This window comes from Flavobacterium geliluteum, assembly GCF_017948595.1.
GTDB lineage: Bacteria > Bacteroidota > Bacteroidia > Flavobacteriales > Flavobacteriaceae > Flavobacterium > Flavobacterium flavipigmentatum.
The window spans coordinates 1-16,783 of the sequence record NZ_JAGFBV010000009.1 but is presented as its reverse complement, the minus strand read 5'-3'; the positions used below and the strand labels follow the sequence as shown (position 1 = coordinate 16,783).

13 protein-coding genes and 1 pseudogene are annotated in these 16,783 nt (G+C 34.7%); 11 read left to right on the top strand and 3 right to left on the bottom strand.

Annotated elements, in window-relative coordinates; genetic code table 11:
• Positions 1–121 precede the first annotated feature (121 nt).
• The 11 genes from J3495_RS07250 to argH all read left to right on the top strand — a co-directional run bounded on the left by J3495_RS07250 (position 122) and on the right by argH (position 13,890).
• Entirely contained in the window at positions 122–2,392 is a 2,271-nt protein-coding gene (locus J3495_RS07250; RefSeq protein WP_210665890.1) for a M1 family metallopeptidase, read from the top strand.
• A gap of 468 nt (positions 2,393–2,860) precedes the next feature.
• A complete protein-coding gene (locus tag J3495_RS07245; RefSeq protein ID WP_210665889.1) occupies positions 2,861–3,502 on the top strand; it encodes a GNAT family N-acetyltransferase in 642 nt (213 codons plus the stop codon).
• Between the two features lie 65 nt (positions 3,503–3,567).
• Positions 3,568–4,761: an argininosuccinate synthase gene (locus J3495_RS07240; RefSeq protein ID WP_210665888.1), complete on the top strand. Its 1,194-nt coding sequence runs from the start codon at positions 3,568–3,570 to the stop codon at positions 4,759–4,761.
• Positions 4,754–5,731, top strand: a complete 978-nt coding sequence (gene argC / locus J3495_RS07235; RefSeq protein WP_210665887.1) for an N-acetyl-gamma-glutamyl-phosphate reductase — start codon at positions 4,754–4,756, stop codon at positions 5,729–5,731. The genes J3495_RS07240 and argC overlap by 8 nt, the downstream gene beginning before the upstream one ends.
• A gap of 161 nt (positions 5,732–5,892) precedes the next feature.
• Positions 5,893–7,026 carry an aspartate aminotransferase family protein gene (locus J3495_RS07230; protein WP_210665886.1) on the top strand — a complete coding sequence of 378 codons (1,134 nt, stop codon included), beginning with the start codon at positions 5,893–5,895 and terminating at the stop codon, positions 7,024–7,026.
• Positions 7,027–7,098: 72 nt separating this feature from the next.
• Complete coding sequence (locus J3495_RS07225; RefSeq protein ID WP_210665885.1) at positions 7,099–8,292, top strand: glutamate-5-semialdehyde dehydrogenase; 1,194 nt, start codon at positions 7,099–7,101, stop codon at positions 8,290–8,292.
• A gap of 170 nt (positions 8,293–8,462) precedes the next feature.
• On the top strand, positions 8,463–9,224 hold the full coding sequence (gene proB / locus J3495_RS07220; protein ID WP_210665884.1) for a glutamate 5-kinase: 762 nt from the start codon (positions 8,463–8,465) through the stop codon (positions 9,222–9,224).
• Positions 9,225–9,346: 122 nt separating this feature from the next.
• A complete protein-coding gene (locus J3495_RS07215; RefSeq protein WP_210665883.1) occupies positions 9,347–10,294 on the top strand; it encodes an N-acetylornithine carbamoyltransferase in 948 nt (315 codons plus the stop codon).
• A gap of 92 nt (positions 10,295–10,386) precedes the next feature.
• Positions 10,387–11,160, top strand: a complete 774-nt coding sequence (argB, locus tag J3495_RS07210; RefSeq protein ID WP_210665882.1) for an acetylglutamate kinase — start codon at positions 10,387–10,389, stop codon at positions 11,158–11,160.
• 191 nt (positions 11,161–11,351) lie between these two features.
• Positions 11,352–12,422: a M20 family metallo-hydrolase gene (locus tag J3495_RS07205; protein WP_210665881.1), complete on the top strand. Its 1,071-nt coding sequence runs from the start codon at positions 11,352–11,354 to the stop codon at positions 12,420–12,422.
• A gap of 187 nt (positions 12,423–12,609) precedes the next feature.
• The gene (argH, locus tag J3495_RS07200; protein WP_210665880.1) at positions 12,610–13,890 is read left to right on the top strand and encodes an argininosuccinate lyase; all 1,281 of its coding nucleotides are present in this window, start codon (positions 12,610–12,612) and stop codon (positions 13,888–13,890) included.
• Positions 13,891–13,972: 82 nt separating this feature from the next.
• Here the strand turns inward: argH and J3495_RS07195 are convergent, their stop codons facing one another.
• From J3495_RS07195 to J3495_RS19435, 3 genes and pseudogenes are all read right to left on the bottom strand, one after another.
• Positions 13,973–15,028, bottom strand: a complete 1,056-nt coding sequence (locus J3495_RS07195) for a pectate lyase family protein (protein ID WP_210665879.1) — start codon at positions 15,026–15,028, stop codon at positions 13,973–13,975.
• A 137-nt stretch (positions 15,029–15,165) separates the two neighbouring features.
• Positions 15,166–16,137, bottom strand: a complete 972-nt coding sequence (locus J3495_RS07190; protein ID WP_210665878.1) for a leucine-rich repeat domain-containing protein — start codon at positions 16,135–16,137, stop codon at positions 15,166–15,168.
• 537 nt (positions 16,138–16,674) lie between these two features.
• Positions 16,675–16,783: pseudogene (locus J3495_RS19435) on the bottom strand (IS982 family transposase); the annotation flags it as partial.

The following is a 16,783-nucleotide window of genomic DNA, read 5'->3' as shown; positions in this document are numbered from 1 at the left end:
CTAAAAAAAACTTTCAAATTATTAATTTCATAAATTTTATTCGAAAATAAATTTACGCTTTAATTTTTCTATATAAATACCTTTTTTTTTCATTAATTTGCTAGATAAATAGCTAAAAAGTATGAAAAAACAAACCTTAAAAGCCTTTTTAACGATGGCTTTGTTTGCTGGAATGTCTTCTGTTTGGGCGCAACAAACCCCATCTACAGGAGCCGCGACTCCGGTTAATAACTATGATTATCATGATGCGTTTGCACCTCATTTTTACACAAAAAATGGCACACCAACTCGTTCTGCAAGTGGTCAGCCAGGTGTTGAGTATTGGCAAAACAGAGCCGATTATGCGATAACGGTAAAGTTGAACAATGCTACCAATGAAATTATTGGTACCGATGAAATTACTTATACTAATAATAGTCCTGATAAATTATCGTTTGTTTGGTTGAATTTGGACCAAAATTTATTCAAATCAGATTCAAGGGGAAATGCAATTTTGCCCTTGACAGGAAGTCGTAATGGTGCTCAGGGTCAGGTTTTTGATGGCGGAAATAAAATCAAATCGGTTAAAGTTATTTCTGGTGGAAAAACAAAGACAGAGGTAGAGGCAAAATATATTGTGACCGACACCAGAATGCAAATTTTTCTTCCAGGAGAATTGGCTTCTAAAGGAGGTTCTGTAAAAATTAAAATAGAATTCTCTTTTATCGCTCCGTTTGAAGGATCGGATAGAATGGGAGTTTTAGAAACCAAAAACGGAAAGATTTTTACAATCGCACAATGGTACCCGCGTATGTGTGTGTACGATGATGTACGAGGCTGGAACACAAATCCGTATTTGGGAGCTTCTGAGTTTTACTTAGAATACGGTGATTTTGATGTAAAAATTACAGCGCCGGCCAATCATTATGTGGTAGGTTCTGGTGAGTTGATCAACGGTTCTCAGGTTTTTTCGGCAGAACAGCTAAAAAAATACAATGATGCAAAGCAAAGTGACAAAACGATTGTTATTCGCTCTGCTGATGAAGTGGCCGCAACAGCAAATACAAATGCAACCGCTGAAAAAACGTGGCATTATCAGATAAAAAATGCTCGTGATTTTTCTTGGGCATCTTCTCCGGCTTTCATTTTAGACGGAGCAAAAATTAACTTGCCAAGTGGCAAAAAAGCGTTGGCATTGTCTGCTTATCCTGTAGAAAGTTCCGGTAATGAGGCTTGGGGTCGTTCTACAGAATACACCAAAGCATCTATCGAAAATTATTCTAAAAGATGGTTTGAATATCCTTATCCAGCAGCTACAAACGTGGCAGGAAACGAAGGTGGTATGGAATATCCTGGAATTGTTTTCTGCGGATGGAAGGCTAAAGGAGATGATTTATGGGGAGTAACCGATCACGAGTTTGGACATATTTGGTTCCCGATGATTGTGGGGTCAAACGAGCGTTTATTTGCTTGGATGGATGAAGGTTTTAACACTTTTATCAATTCTGTAAGCTCTTATGACTTTAATAATGGTGAGTACAAACAGCCAGCGGCTAATTTACATCAAGAGGCAGAATATTTTACGAGTCCAAAATTAGAAACAATTATGAGTTCGCCAGATAATATGAAAGAAGCCAATATTGGCGTTTTATGTTATGCAAAGCCTGGCGCAGGATTGGTAATTTTGAGAGAGCAAGTTTTGGGAGAGGAACGTTTTGATAAAGCATTGCGTACTTATATAGAGCGTTGGGCGTACAAGCATCCAACTCCTGATGATTTTTTTAGAACTATCGAAAATGTTGCTGGAGAAGATTTAAGTTGGTTCTGGAGAAGCTGGTTCGTAAATAACTGGCGTTTTGACCAAGGCATCAATTCTGTCAAATATGTAAAAAATGATCCTGCCAAAGGCGTTATCATTACAGTTGAAAATTTTGATAAAATGCCTATGCCAATTGTTTTGGATGTGAAAACAAAAAGCGGAAAAGTACAAAGAGTTAAATTGCCGGTCGAAATATGGCAACGTAACAAAGACTGGTCTTTCAAGCATAATTCTACAGAAGAAATAGAGAGCATAACATTAGATCCAGATCACGTTTTTCCGGATTATAACGAAAGTAATAATGTTTGGACAACAGGAACAGGGAAAGTAGAAAAAGACATTGTTTTAGACGGATATTTAGGTCTTTTTTCTACACCAACAGCACCTTTAACAATCGAGCTTACAGAGAAAAATAGCACTTTGAATGCCGAAATTACCAATTATCCAAAGTTTACTTTAGAGCCAATAGCAGGCGAAAAAGATAGTTTTGAATCGAAACGTGCGGGGCTAAAATTTAAATTTAATGAAGCTAAAACAGGTTTTGATATGATTATTTTAGATAATGGGCAGGTGATTCCGTTTACTAAAAAGTAATTTTTTAAAATAATAAAATTCTGAAAACCCGATAGTTAATGATTACTATCGGGTTTTTTTGTGATCAAAAATCACAATATGATAAAAATATGTTAGAATTTTAAAAATTTGTTTTACGAATAAAAAAATAGTGTATTTTTGCACCGATGAATAAAATAAGTTTACATACAACTTCTTTGTCACGGACAAACTCACCTGCTACTTCTCCCGAAGTACGGATGCTATCTCTATAGTATTCACAGAGTTTTTCGCCGCGTATTTATTTATATTCATTTTTCATTTTGAAATCACATCATTTGTCCATTGGGCAAACCTATCCTAAAAGTACATATTGTGTTCTTAATTTTTTAAATCAACTATTTGATTTTAAGAAAGTTACTTCTGTCTTGTCTATTTTTATTGTATTGGTTTTCAGATTTCAAACTCAACAAAATGCTTTAATTTATAACTCTAACTTCAACTATTGAAATGAAAATCTCTATTGTTGTTACTCAGGAAGAACACTTCAAATTTGCGCAAGAAATTTGCGACACGATAGAATCATCGGCCTTATTAAGAGGTACGGGGATTGCTAAAAGGACTCCTGAATACATTCAGAAAAAAATGTCGAGCGGTGATGCGATGATTGCTTTGGCAGACGGAAAATTTGCAGGTTTTTGTTATATCGAAAGTTGGCAACACGGAAAATTCGTGGCACATTCCGGCTTAATTGTGCATCCGGATTACCGAAGCTTAGGTTTAGCCAAAAAAATCAAGTCAAAAGTGTTTGATTATTCACTAAAAAGATATCCAGATGCCAAGATATTTGGTATTACAACCGGTTTGGCTGTCATGAAAATCAACTCTGATTTAGGTTATAAACCTGTGCCATTCTCAGAGCTTACCACAGATCCGAGTTTTTGGTCAGGCTGTAAAACCTGTACGAATTATGAAATTCTAAAAAGCAAAGAGAATAAAATGTGTCTATGTACTGGAATGTTGTACGATCCTAAAGAAAAACAAAAAGATCCGCCAAGACATCCTTTTAATGAAGCTGTTTTGAAAAGATTGAAAAAAATTAAGCAATCTTTATTTTTGAATAAAATGCTGTCTTTCGGTTTTTTATCCTAAGAATATTAATTAAAACGAAATCTCAAACTTGCTGAATACGAAAGTATTGGCCTAAATTATAAAAAATGAAAAAAGTTGTATTAGCTTATAGTGGAGGATTGGATACCTCGTATTGTTTGAAATATTTAAAAAACGAAAAAGGATACGAAGTGCATACCGTACTAGTAGATACAGGAGGATTTGATGCTGAAGAATTATCAGCAATTGAAAAAAGAGCCTACGAATTAGGAAGCGCGCAACACGCTAACTTAACCATTGTAGATAAATATTATGACAAAGCGATAAAATATTTGATTTTCGGAAACGTATTAAAAAACAATACGTATCCTTTATCAGTTAGTGCTGAGCGTGTTTTTCAGGCTATTGAAGCTATAAAATATGCCAAAAAAGTGGGTGCAAGCGCTATCGCGCACGGAAGCACAGGCGCAGGAAATGATCAAATTCGTTTTGACTTGATTTTCCAAACTATTGCTCCCGAAATTGAAATTATCACCCCAATTAGAGATTTGAAACTCTCGAGACAGGAAGAAGTAGATTATTTGGCTCAAAACGGAGTACATTATTCTTGGGAGAAAGCACAATATTCTATCAATAAAGGACTTTGGGGAACCAGTGTTGGAGGAAAAGAGACTTTGACGTCGGGTAAACCGTTGCCAAGTGAAGCATATCCTTCGCAATTGCAAAAAGAAGGCGAAGAAAAAGTGACTTTGCATTTTGAAAAAGGAGAATTGGTAGGTATAAATGGTACCATCGACAAACCTTCAAACAATATTGTTGCGCTTGAAAAACTGGCAAACGCTTACGCAATCGGGCGTGACATTCACGTAGGTGATACCATTATCGGAATTAAAGGAAGAGTTGGTTTTGAGGCTGCTGCTCCTTTAATTATTATCAAAGCACACCATTTATTAGAGAAACATACATTGGGTAAATGGCAGCAATACTGGAAAGAGCAATTAGGAAACTGGTACGGAATGTTATTTCACGAAGGTCAGTTTTTAGATCCTGTAATGCGTAACATCGAAACATTTTTGCAAGACACGCAGGCAACTGTAAATGGAGTTGTAACCGTTTCACTAAAACCATATCATTTTTCGCTTGACGGAATTGAATCTGATAATGATTTGATGAATACAGGTTTTGGACAATACGGTGAGATGAACAATGCTTGGACGTCTAATGATGCCAAAGGATTTATTAAGATTTTAGGAAATGCACAAAATATATTTTCATCTGTAAATCATTTAAACCATGATTAATATCGGAATAATTGGTGGGTCTGGCTACACAGCCGGAGAACTCATCAGAATATTAATGTATCATCCCCATGTAAACATCGATTTTGTTTACAGTACGACCAATTCGGGGAAACCACTTTCTGTGGCGCATCACGATTTGATGGGGGATATCGAAATGAATTTTACAGATACTATTAATCCCAATGTAAATGTGGTTTTTTTATGTTTGGGTCACGGAAAATCGATTTCTTTTTTGAAAGAAAATCAATTTGCGAGTCACACTAAAATCATCGATTTAGGAAATGACTTCAGATTGACCAAAGATGCTCATTTCGAAGGAAAAGAATTCGTTTACGGCTTACCTGAATTGAATAAAAAGGCTATAAAAAAAGCAAATTGCATTGCAAATCCGGGTTGTTTTGCTACGGCGATTCAGTTGGCTTTATTGCCTTTGGCTAAAAATAACTTGCTAAAAAATGACGTTCATATTAATGCGACTACTGGAAGTACGGGTGCTGGTGTAAGTCTTGCCGAAACCTCGCATTTTAGCTGGAGAAACAATAACATGTCGCATTACAAAGCTTTTGAACACCAACATTTGGGAGAAATCTACCAAAGTGTGAATCAATTGCAAGCAGATTTTTCAGACGAACTGATTTTTGTTCCGAATAGAGGAGATTTTACTCGAGGAATTTTCGCGACTTTGTATACGACTTCTGATGAAAGTTTAGAAGATTTGGTTGCCAAATACGAAGATTACTATAAAAGTGAGCCTTTTGTAACCGTTACAACGACAAACATCAACATGAAACAAGTCGTTCAAACCAACAAATGTATCATCAGTTTATTAAAAAAAGGGAACCGGATTTTAATCACTTCAATCATTGATAACTTAACCAAAGGTGCTTCGGGACAAGCGATTCAAAACATGAATTTAATGTTCGGACTAGAAGAAACCACAGGTTTACATTTGAAACCAAGCGGATTTTAGGAAAAATTTGTTTCAGGTTTAAAGTTTCAGGTTCCACTTTCTGTAGGTAACATGAAACAAGAAACAGGAAGCTTAACAATAGTTTCAAGTTTAAAGTTCCAAGTTTTACGTTGTGTATAACTTGAAACATGAAACCTGAAACAAAATAAACAAAAAACAAGATGAATTTATTCAACGTTTACCCATTATATGATATAACGCCTGTAAAAGCAATAGATTGCACGATTACAGACATTAACGGAGTGGAATATTTAGACTTATATAGCGGACATGGTGTGATTTCGATTGGCCATACGCAACCTGATTATGTAGAAAAATTAAAAAATCAATTAGATCATTTAGGATTTTATTCGAATGCGATTCAGAATCCTTTGCAGGTTGAATTGGCGCAGAAATTAGGCAAGCTTTCGGGTTTAGAAGATTATGAGTTGTTTTTGTGCAGTTCTGGTGCTGAAGCGAATGAAAATGCCTTGAAATTAGCCTCTTTCCATAACGGGAAATCGAGAATTATCGCTTTTGATAATTCTTTCCACGGAAGAACTTCTGCCGCCGTTGCGGTTACAGACAATAAAAAAATTGTAGCCCCAATTAATGCACAGCAAGTTGTGACTTTTTTACCTCTTAACCAAATCGAATTAGTCGAAGCAGAACTTGCAAAAGGGGATGTTTCTGCTGTAATTATCGAAGGAATTCAGGGCGTTGGAGGTTTAGATCAGGGAACAACAGAATTTTTTCAAGCTTTGGAAAAAGCATGTAAAAAACACGATGTTGTTTTGATTTTGGATGAAGTACAATCAGGCTACGGAAGAAGCGGAAAGTTTTTCGCTTTCCAGCATCACGGAATCAATGCTGATATTATCTCGGTTGCGAAAGGAATGGGGAATGGTTTTCCGGTGGGAGGAATTTTGATTTCTCCAAAATTCGAGGCAAGTTTCGGTTTATTAGGAACAACCTTCGGCGGAAGCCATTTGTCTTGTGCAGCTGGAATTGCGGTTCTGGATGTCATGGAAAAATTGAAACTACAAGACAATGTAAACGAAGTTTCGGCTTATTTTTCAGAACAAATCAAACAAGTGCCTGGAATCAAACAAGTAAAAGGTAAAGGTTTGATGCTCGGAGTTGAATTTGATTTTGATGTAAGCGCCTTGAGAAAAAAACTAATTATGGAGAAACATATTTTTACAGGAAGTGCCAGCAATAAAAATCTCTTGAGAATTTTACCACCATTAACAGTAAAAAAAGCAGATATTGATACCTTTATTGTAGCTTTAAAAGAAAGTTTGGAAGAGCTATAATGTTAATTTATTTAATCGTTTAACTGGTTAATCGATTAAACGAATTAACGATTAACCATTTAAACAAAAAAAATGAATCCATTATCAATCGAAAAACGAAACTTAGTTTTGCATACCATGGCAAAGCTGGTCGAGCAGGAGCGGAGTCAAATAATTCTCACCAATCAGGAAGATTTACTGGCTTACGATGGCTCAGATTTGGCTATGGAAGAACGCTTAAAAGTAGATGATAAAAAGGTTGATGAAATGATTTTGTCACTCAATCAATTGGCTTCTCAGGAAGATCCGGTTGGAGTAGAGCGTTTTCATTTTATTCATGACAATGGCATCAAAGTCATTAATAAAACGGCTGCTTTTGGTACAATTTTGATTATTTACGAATCTCGACCAGATGTAACGATCGAAGCTGGTGGAATAGCCTTTAAATCCGGAAATAAAATACTATTAAAAGGAGGAAAAGAAGCGTTGCAGTCCAATTTAAAGATTGTGAGTTTGTGGCACCAAGCCTTGGAAGAGAATGGCGTTGCTAAAGATTGGGTAGAATATTTGAATTTTGATCGTGCCGAAACCCAGGCTTTTTTAGAAAAACCGACTCAAAAAGTAGATTTGATTGTGCCAAGAGGCGGAGAAAAATTAATCGAATTTGTCAAACAACATGCTACTTGCCCTGTAATTGTTAGCGGCCGAGGCAATAATTTTATCTACGTTCATGCAAATGCAGATACTGATTTGGCTTTGAAAGTAATTGTAAATGCCAAAACGTCTAAAATTTCGGCGTGTAATGCGGTTGATAAAGTGCTAATTGATTCCAGATTACCCAATTTTGAAGGTTTTGCCGCTATTTTGATCGAAGCTTTAATTGAGACGAAGGTAGAAGTGATTGTGGATGAGTCTTTAAAAAGCTTTGAAAATACAACAACATTCCAAAACGAAGATATTTGGTATGAAGAATTTTTAGATTATAAAATTGTAATTGGAGCAATTGATTCTGAAGAACATGCAATCGAAAAAATCAATAAATATTGTGGCGGACATTCGGCTGTTATTATCACAAAAGAGAATAAAGTAGCACAAGAATTTATGGAAGCTGTTGATGCGGCGGCGGTTTATCAAAATGCTTCGACTCGTTTTACAGACGGCGGACAGTTTGGTTTGGGCGGAGAATTAGCGATAAGCACCGATAAATTGCACCAAAGAGGCCCCATTGGTTTGCAACATTTGGTTACCAATAAATGGTATGTTTACGGAGAGGGACAGATTAGGTAATTTTAGATTTTAGATTGATGATTAACGATTTCTGATTTTTGATTATTGGAATTTAAAAATTTGGAATTTATTTAATGATATAGCTTTGTGAACTTTAGCGTTTGTAAACACAACATTATAAAAAAACCTTGCGCACTTGCGGTTAAAAAACTGCAGTTAAAATAATAAAAATGGGAAAAAAGCGGATTTTATTAAAAATAGGAAGCAATACTTTAACTAAGGAAACCAATCATATTTCGCGGGGAAAAATCGAAGATATTGGTATGCAAATCGCCGCTTTAAACAAAGATTACGAATTTGTAATCGTGAGTTCTGGAGCTATAGCCGCCGCAAAGCAATTTGTAAAACTCGAAAGTAAAGGCAAAGAAATTGCATTGAAACAAGCTTTGGCTTCGATTGGTCAGCCTCATTTAATGCGGATTTTTCATGAAAATTTCAGTGATTTAGGATTGTTGACATCGCAATGTTTATTGTCTTATTCAGATTTCGAAAAAGAGCAATCAAAAGTAAATATTGTCAATACCATCAATGTTTTGGTAGAAAATAATTATATTCCAATTATTAATGAAAACGATACTGTTGCGACAGATGAGATTCGGTTTGGCGATAATGACAAACTAGCTGCTTTAACGGCGGTTCTTTTAAATGTTGATATTCTTATCATTGCGACCAATACAAATGGCATTTACACGAAAAATTCCATTTATGATAAAATTCCCGAAACTATACAATTAGTAAAGGATTTAGAAACTTTAGAAAAAGAAATTGGAGAATCAAAATCATCACACGGAACAGGCGGAATGCAATCGAAAATTGAAGCGGCCGGAATTGCAAAAGCGGCCAATATAGAAACCTGGATCGTCAACGGATTGGATGATAATTTTATTTTAAAAGCATTAAAAGACGAAATTCCGTTTACGAAAATTGTGTAGCAATGTTTATTTGTTTAATCGTTAATTCGGTTAATCGATAGCGCTACAAAGAACAGAAAAATATAAAGTTAATTTTTTAATCAAATAAACAATTTAACCATTAACCGATTAAACAAAAAACAATGAATTACATTTCAATTCAAGATATCGACTCATTATCAAAATGGGTAAAAAGTGCGTTAAAAATCAAAAAGAACCCACTTAAAAATCAGAAGTTAGGAAAAAATAAAACATTGGGAATGTTATTTTTTAATCCGAGTCTGAGAACGCGTTTGAGTACGCAAAAAGCGGCTTTAAATTTAGGAATGAATGTTATGGTAATGAATTTTACCAATGAAGGCTGGACGTTAGAATTTGAAGACGGCGCCATCATGGATTCTGGTGCTTCAGAACACATCAAAGAAGCCGCCGAAGTAGTGTCGCAATATTGTGATATTATTGCCATTCGTGCCTTTGCAGGTTTAATGGACAAAGAAAAAGATTATGCCGAAACGGTAATTTCAGGATTTTTAAAGCATGCTACTGTGCCCATTGTTAACATGGAAAGTGCTGTCCGTCATCCGATGCAATCTTTGGCAGACGCCATCACAATGGAGGAATACAAAACAAAACACAAACCAAAAGTAGTGCTTTCGTGGGCACCTCATCCAAAGGCTTTGCCACAGGCGGTTGCCAATTCTTTTGTAGAAATGATGCAGATGCAAAAAGACATGGATTTTGTAATCACGCATCCTGAGGGTTACGAATTAAGTCCGGAAATTATCAAAGATTGCAAAATAGAATACGACCAAAATAAAGCATTTGAAAACGCCGATTTTGTGTATGTAAAAAACTGGAGCAATTTTAACGACTACGGAAAAGTAACCAATATCGACCCAAGTTGGACTGTTACAGCAGAGAAAATGGCTCTTACCAATAATGGAAAGTTCATGCATTGCCTCCCAGTTCGTCGTAATGTGATAGTAAGTGACGAAGTGATCGATAGCGAAAATTCAATCGTAATTCAGCAGGCGAATAACAGAACCTATTCGGCACAATTGGTTTTACAGAAAATTTTAAAGAAGTTATAAATAAAGTTGCTAAAGTTCTGAGTTGCTAAGTCTCTATCAAATTAGAAAAAAACTTAGCAACTTACCAACTTAGCAACTCAGAATCTTAAAAAATGGAAGTTAAAGTAATAAAAATTGGCGGTAACATAATTGACAACCCAACAGAATTAGAGCAATTCCTGACTGATTTTTCTAAGATCCAAGGCTATAAAGTGCTGGTACACGGTGGCGGAAAATCGGCCACAAAAATGGCGGAAAGTATTGGTTTAGTGCCTCAAATGATTGAGGGACGCCGAATTACAGATTCCCCAATGCTAGATGTCGTGGTAATGATTTACGCAGGTCAAATCAACAAACATATTGTGGCGCAATTGCAGGCAAAAGATAATAATGCTATTGGTTTTTCAGGCGCAGACGGGAATTTAATTCAGTCGACAAAACGAAATCATCCCACGATAGATTACGGATTTGTAGGCGATGTACAGCAAGTCAATACTAATTTACTCAAAATATTACTTGAAAACAATATTGTGCCCGTTTTTTGTGCCATTACACATGATAAAAACGGACAATTATTAAACACAAATGCCGATACCATTGCAAGTGAACTATCCATTGCTTTATCGGAAGTTTTTGAGGTTACGCTAACCTATTGTTTCGAAAAACAAGGTGTTTTACAAGATTCAGAAGATGATTCTTCGGTAATTACGACCATAAACGAAGATTTATATAAACAACTAAAAGCCGAAAAAGTAATCCATTCCGGAATGATTCCAAAATTGGATAATTGTTTTAATAGTTTGTCAAGAGGCGTTCAGAAAATCAAAATAGGGCATCATAAAATGCTTCAAAATCCCGATGTTCTGCATACAACCATTACTTTATAAAAGGTAATGCCACAGATTAATGGATTAAAAAGGATTAAAAATCTGTGAAAATTCTTTTAATCTGTGGCAAAAAAATAGAATTGCGCTATTAATTTTAAATATTAATTTAAGAAATTTACACAAATTAAAAATGTCACAGATTTAATTAAAACTTTGTGACTTCGTGCCTTTTCGGCAAAGAAACCATAACTATGAAAAATATTGCAACGCTTACTCAGGAAGCAATTAGTCTATTAAAAAATTTGATTGAAACTCCTTCCTTTTCAAGTGAAGAGGATCAAACAGCACTTTTAATAGAAAACTGGTTCAATCAAAATCAAATTCCTTTCAAGAGAGAAAATAATAATGTTTGGGCGTTCAATAAATATTTCGACCCAAGCAAACCGACACTTTTACTGAATTCACATCATGATACCGTAAGACCCAATCAAGCCTATACAAATGATCCGTTTAAAGCCATAGAAAAAGACGGCAAACTATTCGGGCTAGGAAGCAACGATGCAGGAGGCTGCTTGGTATCATTATTAGCAACTTTTGTACATTTTTATGAGAATCAAAACTTGTCTCATAATGTTGTGATTGTGGCTTCCGCCGAAGAAGAAAGCAGCGGAAAAAACGGCTTAAACAGTGTTTTGCAACATTTACCAACCTTAGATTGCGCCATAGTAGGCGAGCCAACTTTAATGCAATTGGCTGTGGCTGAGAAAGGTTTGTTAGTTCTTGACGTAAAAGTAAAAGGTACGGCAAGTCACGCCGCACATCAAAACGACGACAATTCATTGTACAAAGCAATTCCAGTAATGGAATGGTTCAAAAACTATCAATTCGATAAAATTTCAGAGGTTTTGGGCCCCGTAAAAATGACTGTAACGCAGATTAATGCTGGGAAACAGCACAATGTCGTGCCATCAGAATGTGATTTGGTGATTGATATTCGTGTAAACGATTGCTATTCGAACAGTGAAATTCTCGAAGTCGTAAAAGCCAACGTAAAAGCAGAGGTTACGCCAAGATCTATGCATTTAAACGCTTCTTCTATTCCAATTGAGCACGGTTTGGTCCAAGCTGGAATCGCTTTAGGAAGAACAACTTATGGCTCGCCAACCCTTTCAGATCAATCGGTTTTGAGTTGCCAATCTCTAAAATTAGGACCTGGTGAAACGCTGCGTTCACATTCAGCAGACGAATTTATTTTTATCAACGAAATCGAAGAAGGTGTCGACTTGTACATCAAAATACTAACAGATTTCTTTAAATTATAATATTATTTAGTAGCTAATCCCGCTATCCGTTGCAATCTTTTGTGCCGAACCCCGGCACAAAAGGATTTCCACTACTATCGGGGCTAGGACATTCGGTGAATAAGAAACACAATAAATTAAAATAAAACTTTGTGAATCTTTGAGTTTTTCTTTGAGAAACTCTGTGTAGCAAAAAAACATACAGCTTATGAAACTTTGGGAAAAAGGAATTGCAACAGACAAACAAATCGAACATTTTACAGTTGGTAATGATCGTGAACTCGATTTGGTTCTCGCAAAATACGATGCTTTAGGTTCGATTGCACATGCAAAAATGTTAGGCCAAATTGGGTTGTTGACTTCAGAAGAAACAACTTCTCTAGTTGAGGCTTTAAACGAAATTATCGCTGATATTGCAAAAGGAAATTTCGAAATCGAAGACAGTTTTGAGGATGTACATTCTAAAATAGAATATTTATTAACTGTAAAATTGGGTGATGCCGGAAAGAAAATCCATACGGCACGCTCTCGTAACGATCAGGTTTTAGTAGATGTGCATTTGTATTTAAAAGACGAACTAAAAGCCTTAAAAGAACAAGTAAAAACATTGTTTGATTTGCTTATGGAATCTGCAGAAAAGCACCAAAATGTTTTATTACCAGGTTATACGCATTTGCAAATCGCGATGCCGTCGTCATTCGGAATGTGGTTTTCTGCTTACGCCGAAAGTTTAATAGATGATGTAACGATGCTAAACGCAGCATTAAAAATTGTAGATCAAAATCCGTTGGGATCTGCTGCTGGTTACGGAAGTTCCTTTCCTATCAACAGAACTTTTACCACGCAGGAGTTAGGTTTTGAAACGTTAAAATTTAATGCCGTTGCCGCACAAATGAGCCGCGGAAAAGCAGAGAAAACAGTAGCTTTTGCCATGAGTAGCGTTGCTGCCACTTTATCAAAATTTGCTATGGATGTTTGTTTGTATATGAGCCAAAACTTTGATTTCATCAGTTTGCCGGCACATCTTACAACAGGTTCAAGCATCATGCCACACAAAAAGAACCCTGATGTATTCGAACTAATTCGAGGAAAATGCAATAAAATTCAGGCACTCCCATACGAAATCACTTTAATTACCAATAATTTACCAAGTGGCTATCACAGAGATTTACAACTTTTAAAAGAAGGTTTGTTTCCTGCGCTTCAAAACCTAAAAGCGTGTTTGGATATTGCGATTTTCTCTGTAAAAGACATCACGGTAAAAGACAATATTCTAAAAGACAAAAAATACGATTATCTTTTTACGGTAGATACTTTAAACGAAATGGTTGTAAGCGGAATGCCTTTTAGAGATGCTTACAAAGCCGTTGCAGAGCAATTGGAAGCGGGAACGTATCAATCTCCAAAAGAGACCCAACATACGCATGAAGGAAGCATTAATAATTTGTGTCTGGACGCTATAAAAGATAAAATGAAAGCAGCTTTTTAAAAGTATTTCAATTCATAAAAAAACCGATTTGTAACAGAAACAAATCGGTTTTTTTTATGCAAATAAAAATAGTGATTCGTTTTTATTGTTTACAACTTGTACTTATCACACCAGTAGAACTAACCTGAAGTGTTGCTCCGGCGCCACAATAGGCATTAGCCACATATTCTTCGACTTTTCCTAAAGGAATTGTTGTATAATTATAAGAAGGCTTATTTACTGTGGTGCCAAAATCCATAGGGCCTTTACGACAATTTGAAAAAGCGATTCCAACGGTTCCGCCGTCTGTGCTGGTATATTCTCTAAAAACCTTATCCACTTTTGCAAAATCTGTACTTTCAACATAACAAGTTGAATTTTTTACTCCACCACCTAAACCAATCGCCAAAGAACCGGATTCAAGAGTATTGTAATAACAATTTAGAATATGAATTTCGGCATTTCTGGCACGGGGCATTCTTTGTTTACAGCCTTTAGCCCAATAACAGTTTTTAAAAGTGATACTGTAGTGTCCGTCAGCAGGAAAATCGTTCTTGTTAGAACCAATTAAGTTGCTGAAGCTATGATCATCTGCTCCTCCAAAACCTCCTGATTTGGCACCTTTTAGATAGGTAAATTTACACCATGAAATAGTGACATTATCTGTTTTTCCTTTATTGTCAAAGTTACCGTCCTGACCATCCTGAAATTCGCAGTGATCCACCCAAAGATTCGTGCAGTCGGCTGTTAAATTGTCTTGACCATCAATATCATAAGATCCGGGACCAATAAAAACTAGATTTCTGATGATTACATTATTCGAACCCGATTTTAAATACAAAATCCCCGCTCCGGGATTCGATTGGTTTTCATTTACAAGTTTCGCACCTGGTAATCCTATTATCGATTTATTCGTAACGATTTCCTGTATAGGCTTTCCGCTCGGAATTGTAATTGTTCCGGACACTAAAATGATCTCGGGAGAATTCGATTTTATTTTTGCGACTAAATCTTCGTAAGATGCAACTGTAACAGGATTTGAAGTGCCGCCTCCAGTAGCTTTAGCACCAAATCCTTCAGGCGATTCCATGTAATAGTTTTGGGCAGAAAGATTAGTTAAGCTAAATAATAGAAATAGTAGAAGAAAAGTTTTTTTCATTTTTAAATTAAATTTCATTAGTGTAATCGATTGCGCAAAATTAGCTTTCGAAAATAATATTTTATTTTCGAAAGCTATAAAATAAACAAACCGCCTAAAAATTAATTTAAGCGGTTTGTTTTTATAAATTAGGTTTATTATAAAACATAAATTGAATTACCATAATTTGGCCAAATACTAATTGCATTTGCTAAAAAATTTTCATGAACATGAACTTTTAGACCATATTTATTTTGTGTGAAATCTTGATTTATAATGTTATTTGCGTTAGGACTTTTTATGTATAAGTCTGATAATAATACATTATTTGTACACCATAAAGAAATTAATGTATTATTAGAATTAAAGTTTAATGTAACCCAATTATTGTTTGAAACATTTATTTGTTTAAGGTTTATAACTTGAGTAGTATTTAATGAAGTCAATTTGTTTTCTTGAATAAAAAGATCTGTTACACCAGTATTAGTATGTAACTCTAAAGAAGTTAACCTATTATTATAACACCAAACACCCCATAAATTTGTTGAATTTTCTGGAAAAAAAATTGAATCTATCATATTGTTTTGACACCATAACTGCTCTAAAAGATATAAACTACCAAGATTTAAAAATTCTATTTTATTATTTTGGCATTCCAGCAATCTTAATGTTTGCATGCGAGAAACTGCTAATTTTGTCAAATTATTATTGTTAATTTTTAATTGTGCTAAAGATTTAAAACCAGTTAATCCAGTTACATCACTTATTCCAGAATTACTAACATCTAAAATTTGGAGATTTCTATCAATATCAATGTATTGATCACCAATAACTGCATCTTCTCTACCTGCTCCAATGCTAATTAACTTTGTTCGAAAGTTCAAGTCTGGTACGTATGTATTTACCCATACAGCATCAATTTTTTTAGTTGATGAGCTTTTTTCTGCTTTAAAAAATGCAACAGATTCCATATATTTGGGATATTGCATATTTAGGTAGTCTTCAGGAGTCGGATTTGATTTAAAAGATTTTACTTTAATTGTAGAATTTGAAATTGTAGAATCCAGATCATTTTCGCTTGAGCAAGCAACTAAACTAATTACTAATGTAATTAACAGTAATTTTTTCATAAATTTTGTATAAATTTGTTAAGTTATTTCGCAAATATATATATAAATTTTGTGCTAAAGTTTAATTCTGATTTTTATTAATAATTAATTAAAATCAGAAATGTATTATTTTTTTAATATTTTATTTAAATGACTCAGAAGAGGGTTATTACTAGTGGAATTAACTAATACATGAATTATATTATACTTAATTTGTATTGAAAATTCAATAAATTAGAAAAAGGAGAAGACTTAAATAGTCTAACTATTGCTAATGATAAAGAGTCATTTCCAGACAGCAAATTACCGCTTGTCGTTTTGTTTAAAAACGCTGCTGGTAAAAAAGGAGTTATCTACGTTAAATCTTTAACTAGAGTAGGTTCTAATCCTAGAATTGTTGCGGATATCAAAATCCAAAAATAATTGAGAGTCATATCTTAAATTATAATATTCAAAATGCGCTAGTAGATTCTAGCGCATTTTTTTATACATCTCTTTTCAATTTTAAAGAAAAAAATTACGACTAAATACATACATTTGAATAATTAATTCAAGTTGCTAGTTAATTGTTTTATTTAATTGTAATCCGAATACAAACAATGTAAGCTTTATTAGAAATCCTTCCAATGTAACAGCATGTATTGTTCTGGGGAATAATTTTTTAATA

Coding starts and splice junctions, on each gene's coding strand:
- J3495_RS07190 (WP_210665878.1), bottom strand. CDS start 16,137: ATGAAAAAATTACTGTTAATTACATTAGTAATTAGTTTAGTTGCTTGC.
- argB (WP_210665882.1), top strand. CDS start 10,387: ATGGAAGTTAAAGTAATAAAAATTGGCGGTAACATAATTGACAACCCA.
- argC (WP_210665887.1), top strand. CDS start 4,754: ATGATTAATATCGGAATAATTGGTGGGTCTGGCTACACAGCCGGAGAA.
- J3495_RS07225 (WP_210665885.1), top strand. CDS start 7,099: ATGAATCCATTATCAATCGAAAAACGAAACTTAGTTTTGCATACCATG.
- J3495_RS07245 (WP_210665889.1), top strand. CDS start 2,861: ATGAAAATCTCTATTGTTGTTACTCAGGAAGAACACTTCAAATTTGCG.
- proB (WP_210665884.1), top strand. CDS start 8,463: ATGGGAAAAAAGCGGATTTTATTAAAAATAGGAAGCAATACTTTAACT.
- J3495_RS07195 (WP_210665879.1), bottom strand. CDS start 15,028: ATGAAAAAAACTTTTCTTCTACTATTTCTATTATTTAGCTTAACTAAT.
- J3495_RS07205 (WP_210665881.1), top strand. CDS start 11,352: ATGAAAAATATTGCAACGCTTACTCAGGAAGCAATTAGTCTATTAAAA.
- J3495_RS07215 (WP_210665883.1), top strand. CDS start 9,347: ATGAATTACATTTCAATTCAAGATATCGACTCATTATCAAAATGGGTA.
- J3495_RS07250 (WP_210665890.1), top strand. CDS start 122: ATGAAAAAACAAACCTTAAAAGCCTTTTTAACGATGGCTTTGTTTGCT.
- J3495_RS07240 (WP_210665888.1), top strand. CDS start 3,568: ATGAAAAAAGTTGTATTAGCTTATAGTGGAGGATTGGATACCTCGTAT.
- J3495_RS07230 (WP_210665886.1), top strand. CDS start 5,893: ATGAATTTATTCAACGTTTACCCATTATATGATATAACGCCTGTAAAA.
- argH (WP_210665880.1), top strand. CDS start 12,610: ATGAAACTTTGGGAAAAAGGAATTGCAACAGACAAACAAATCGAACAT.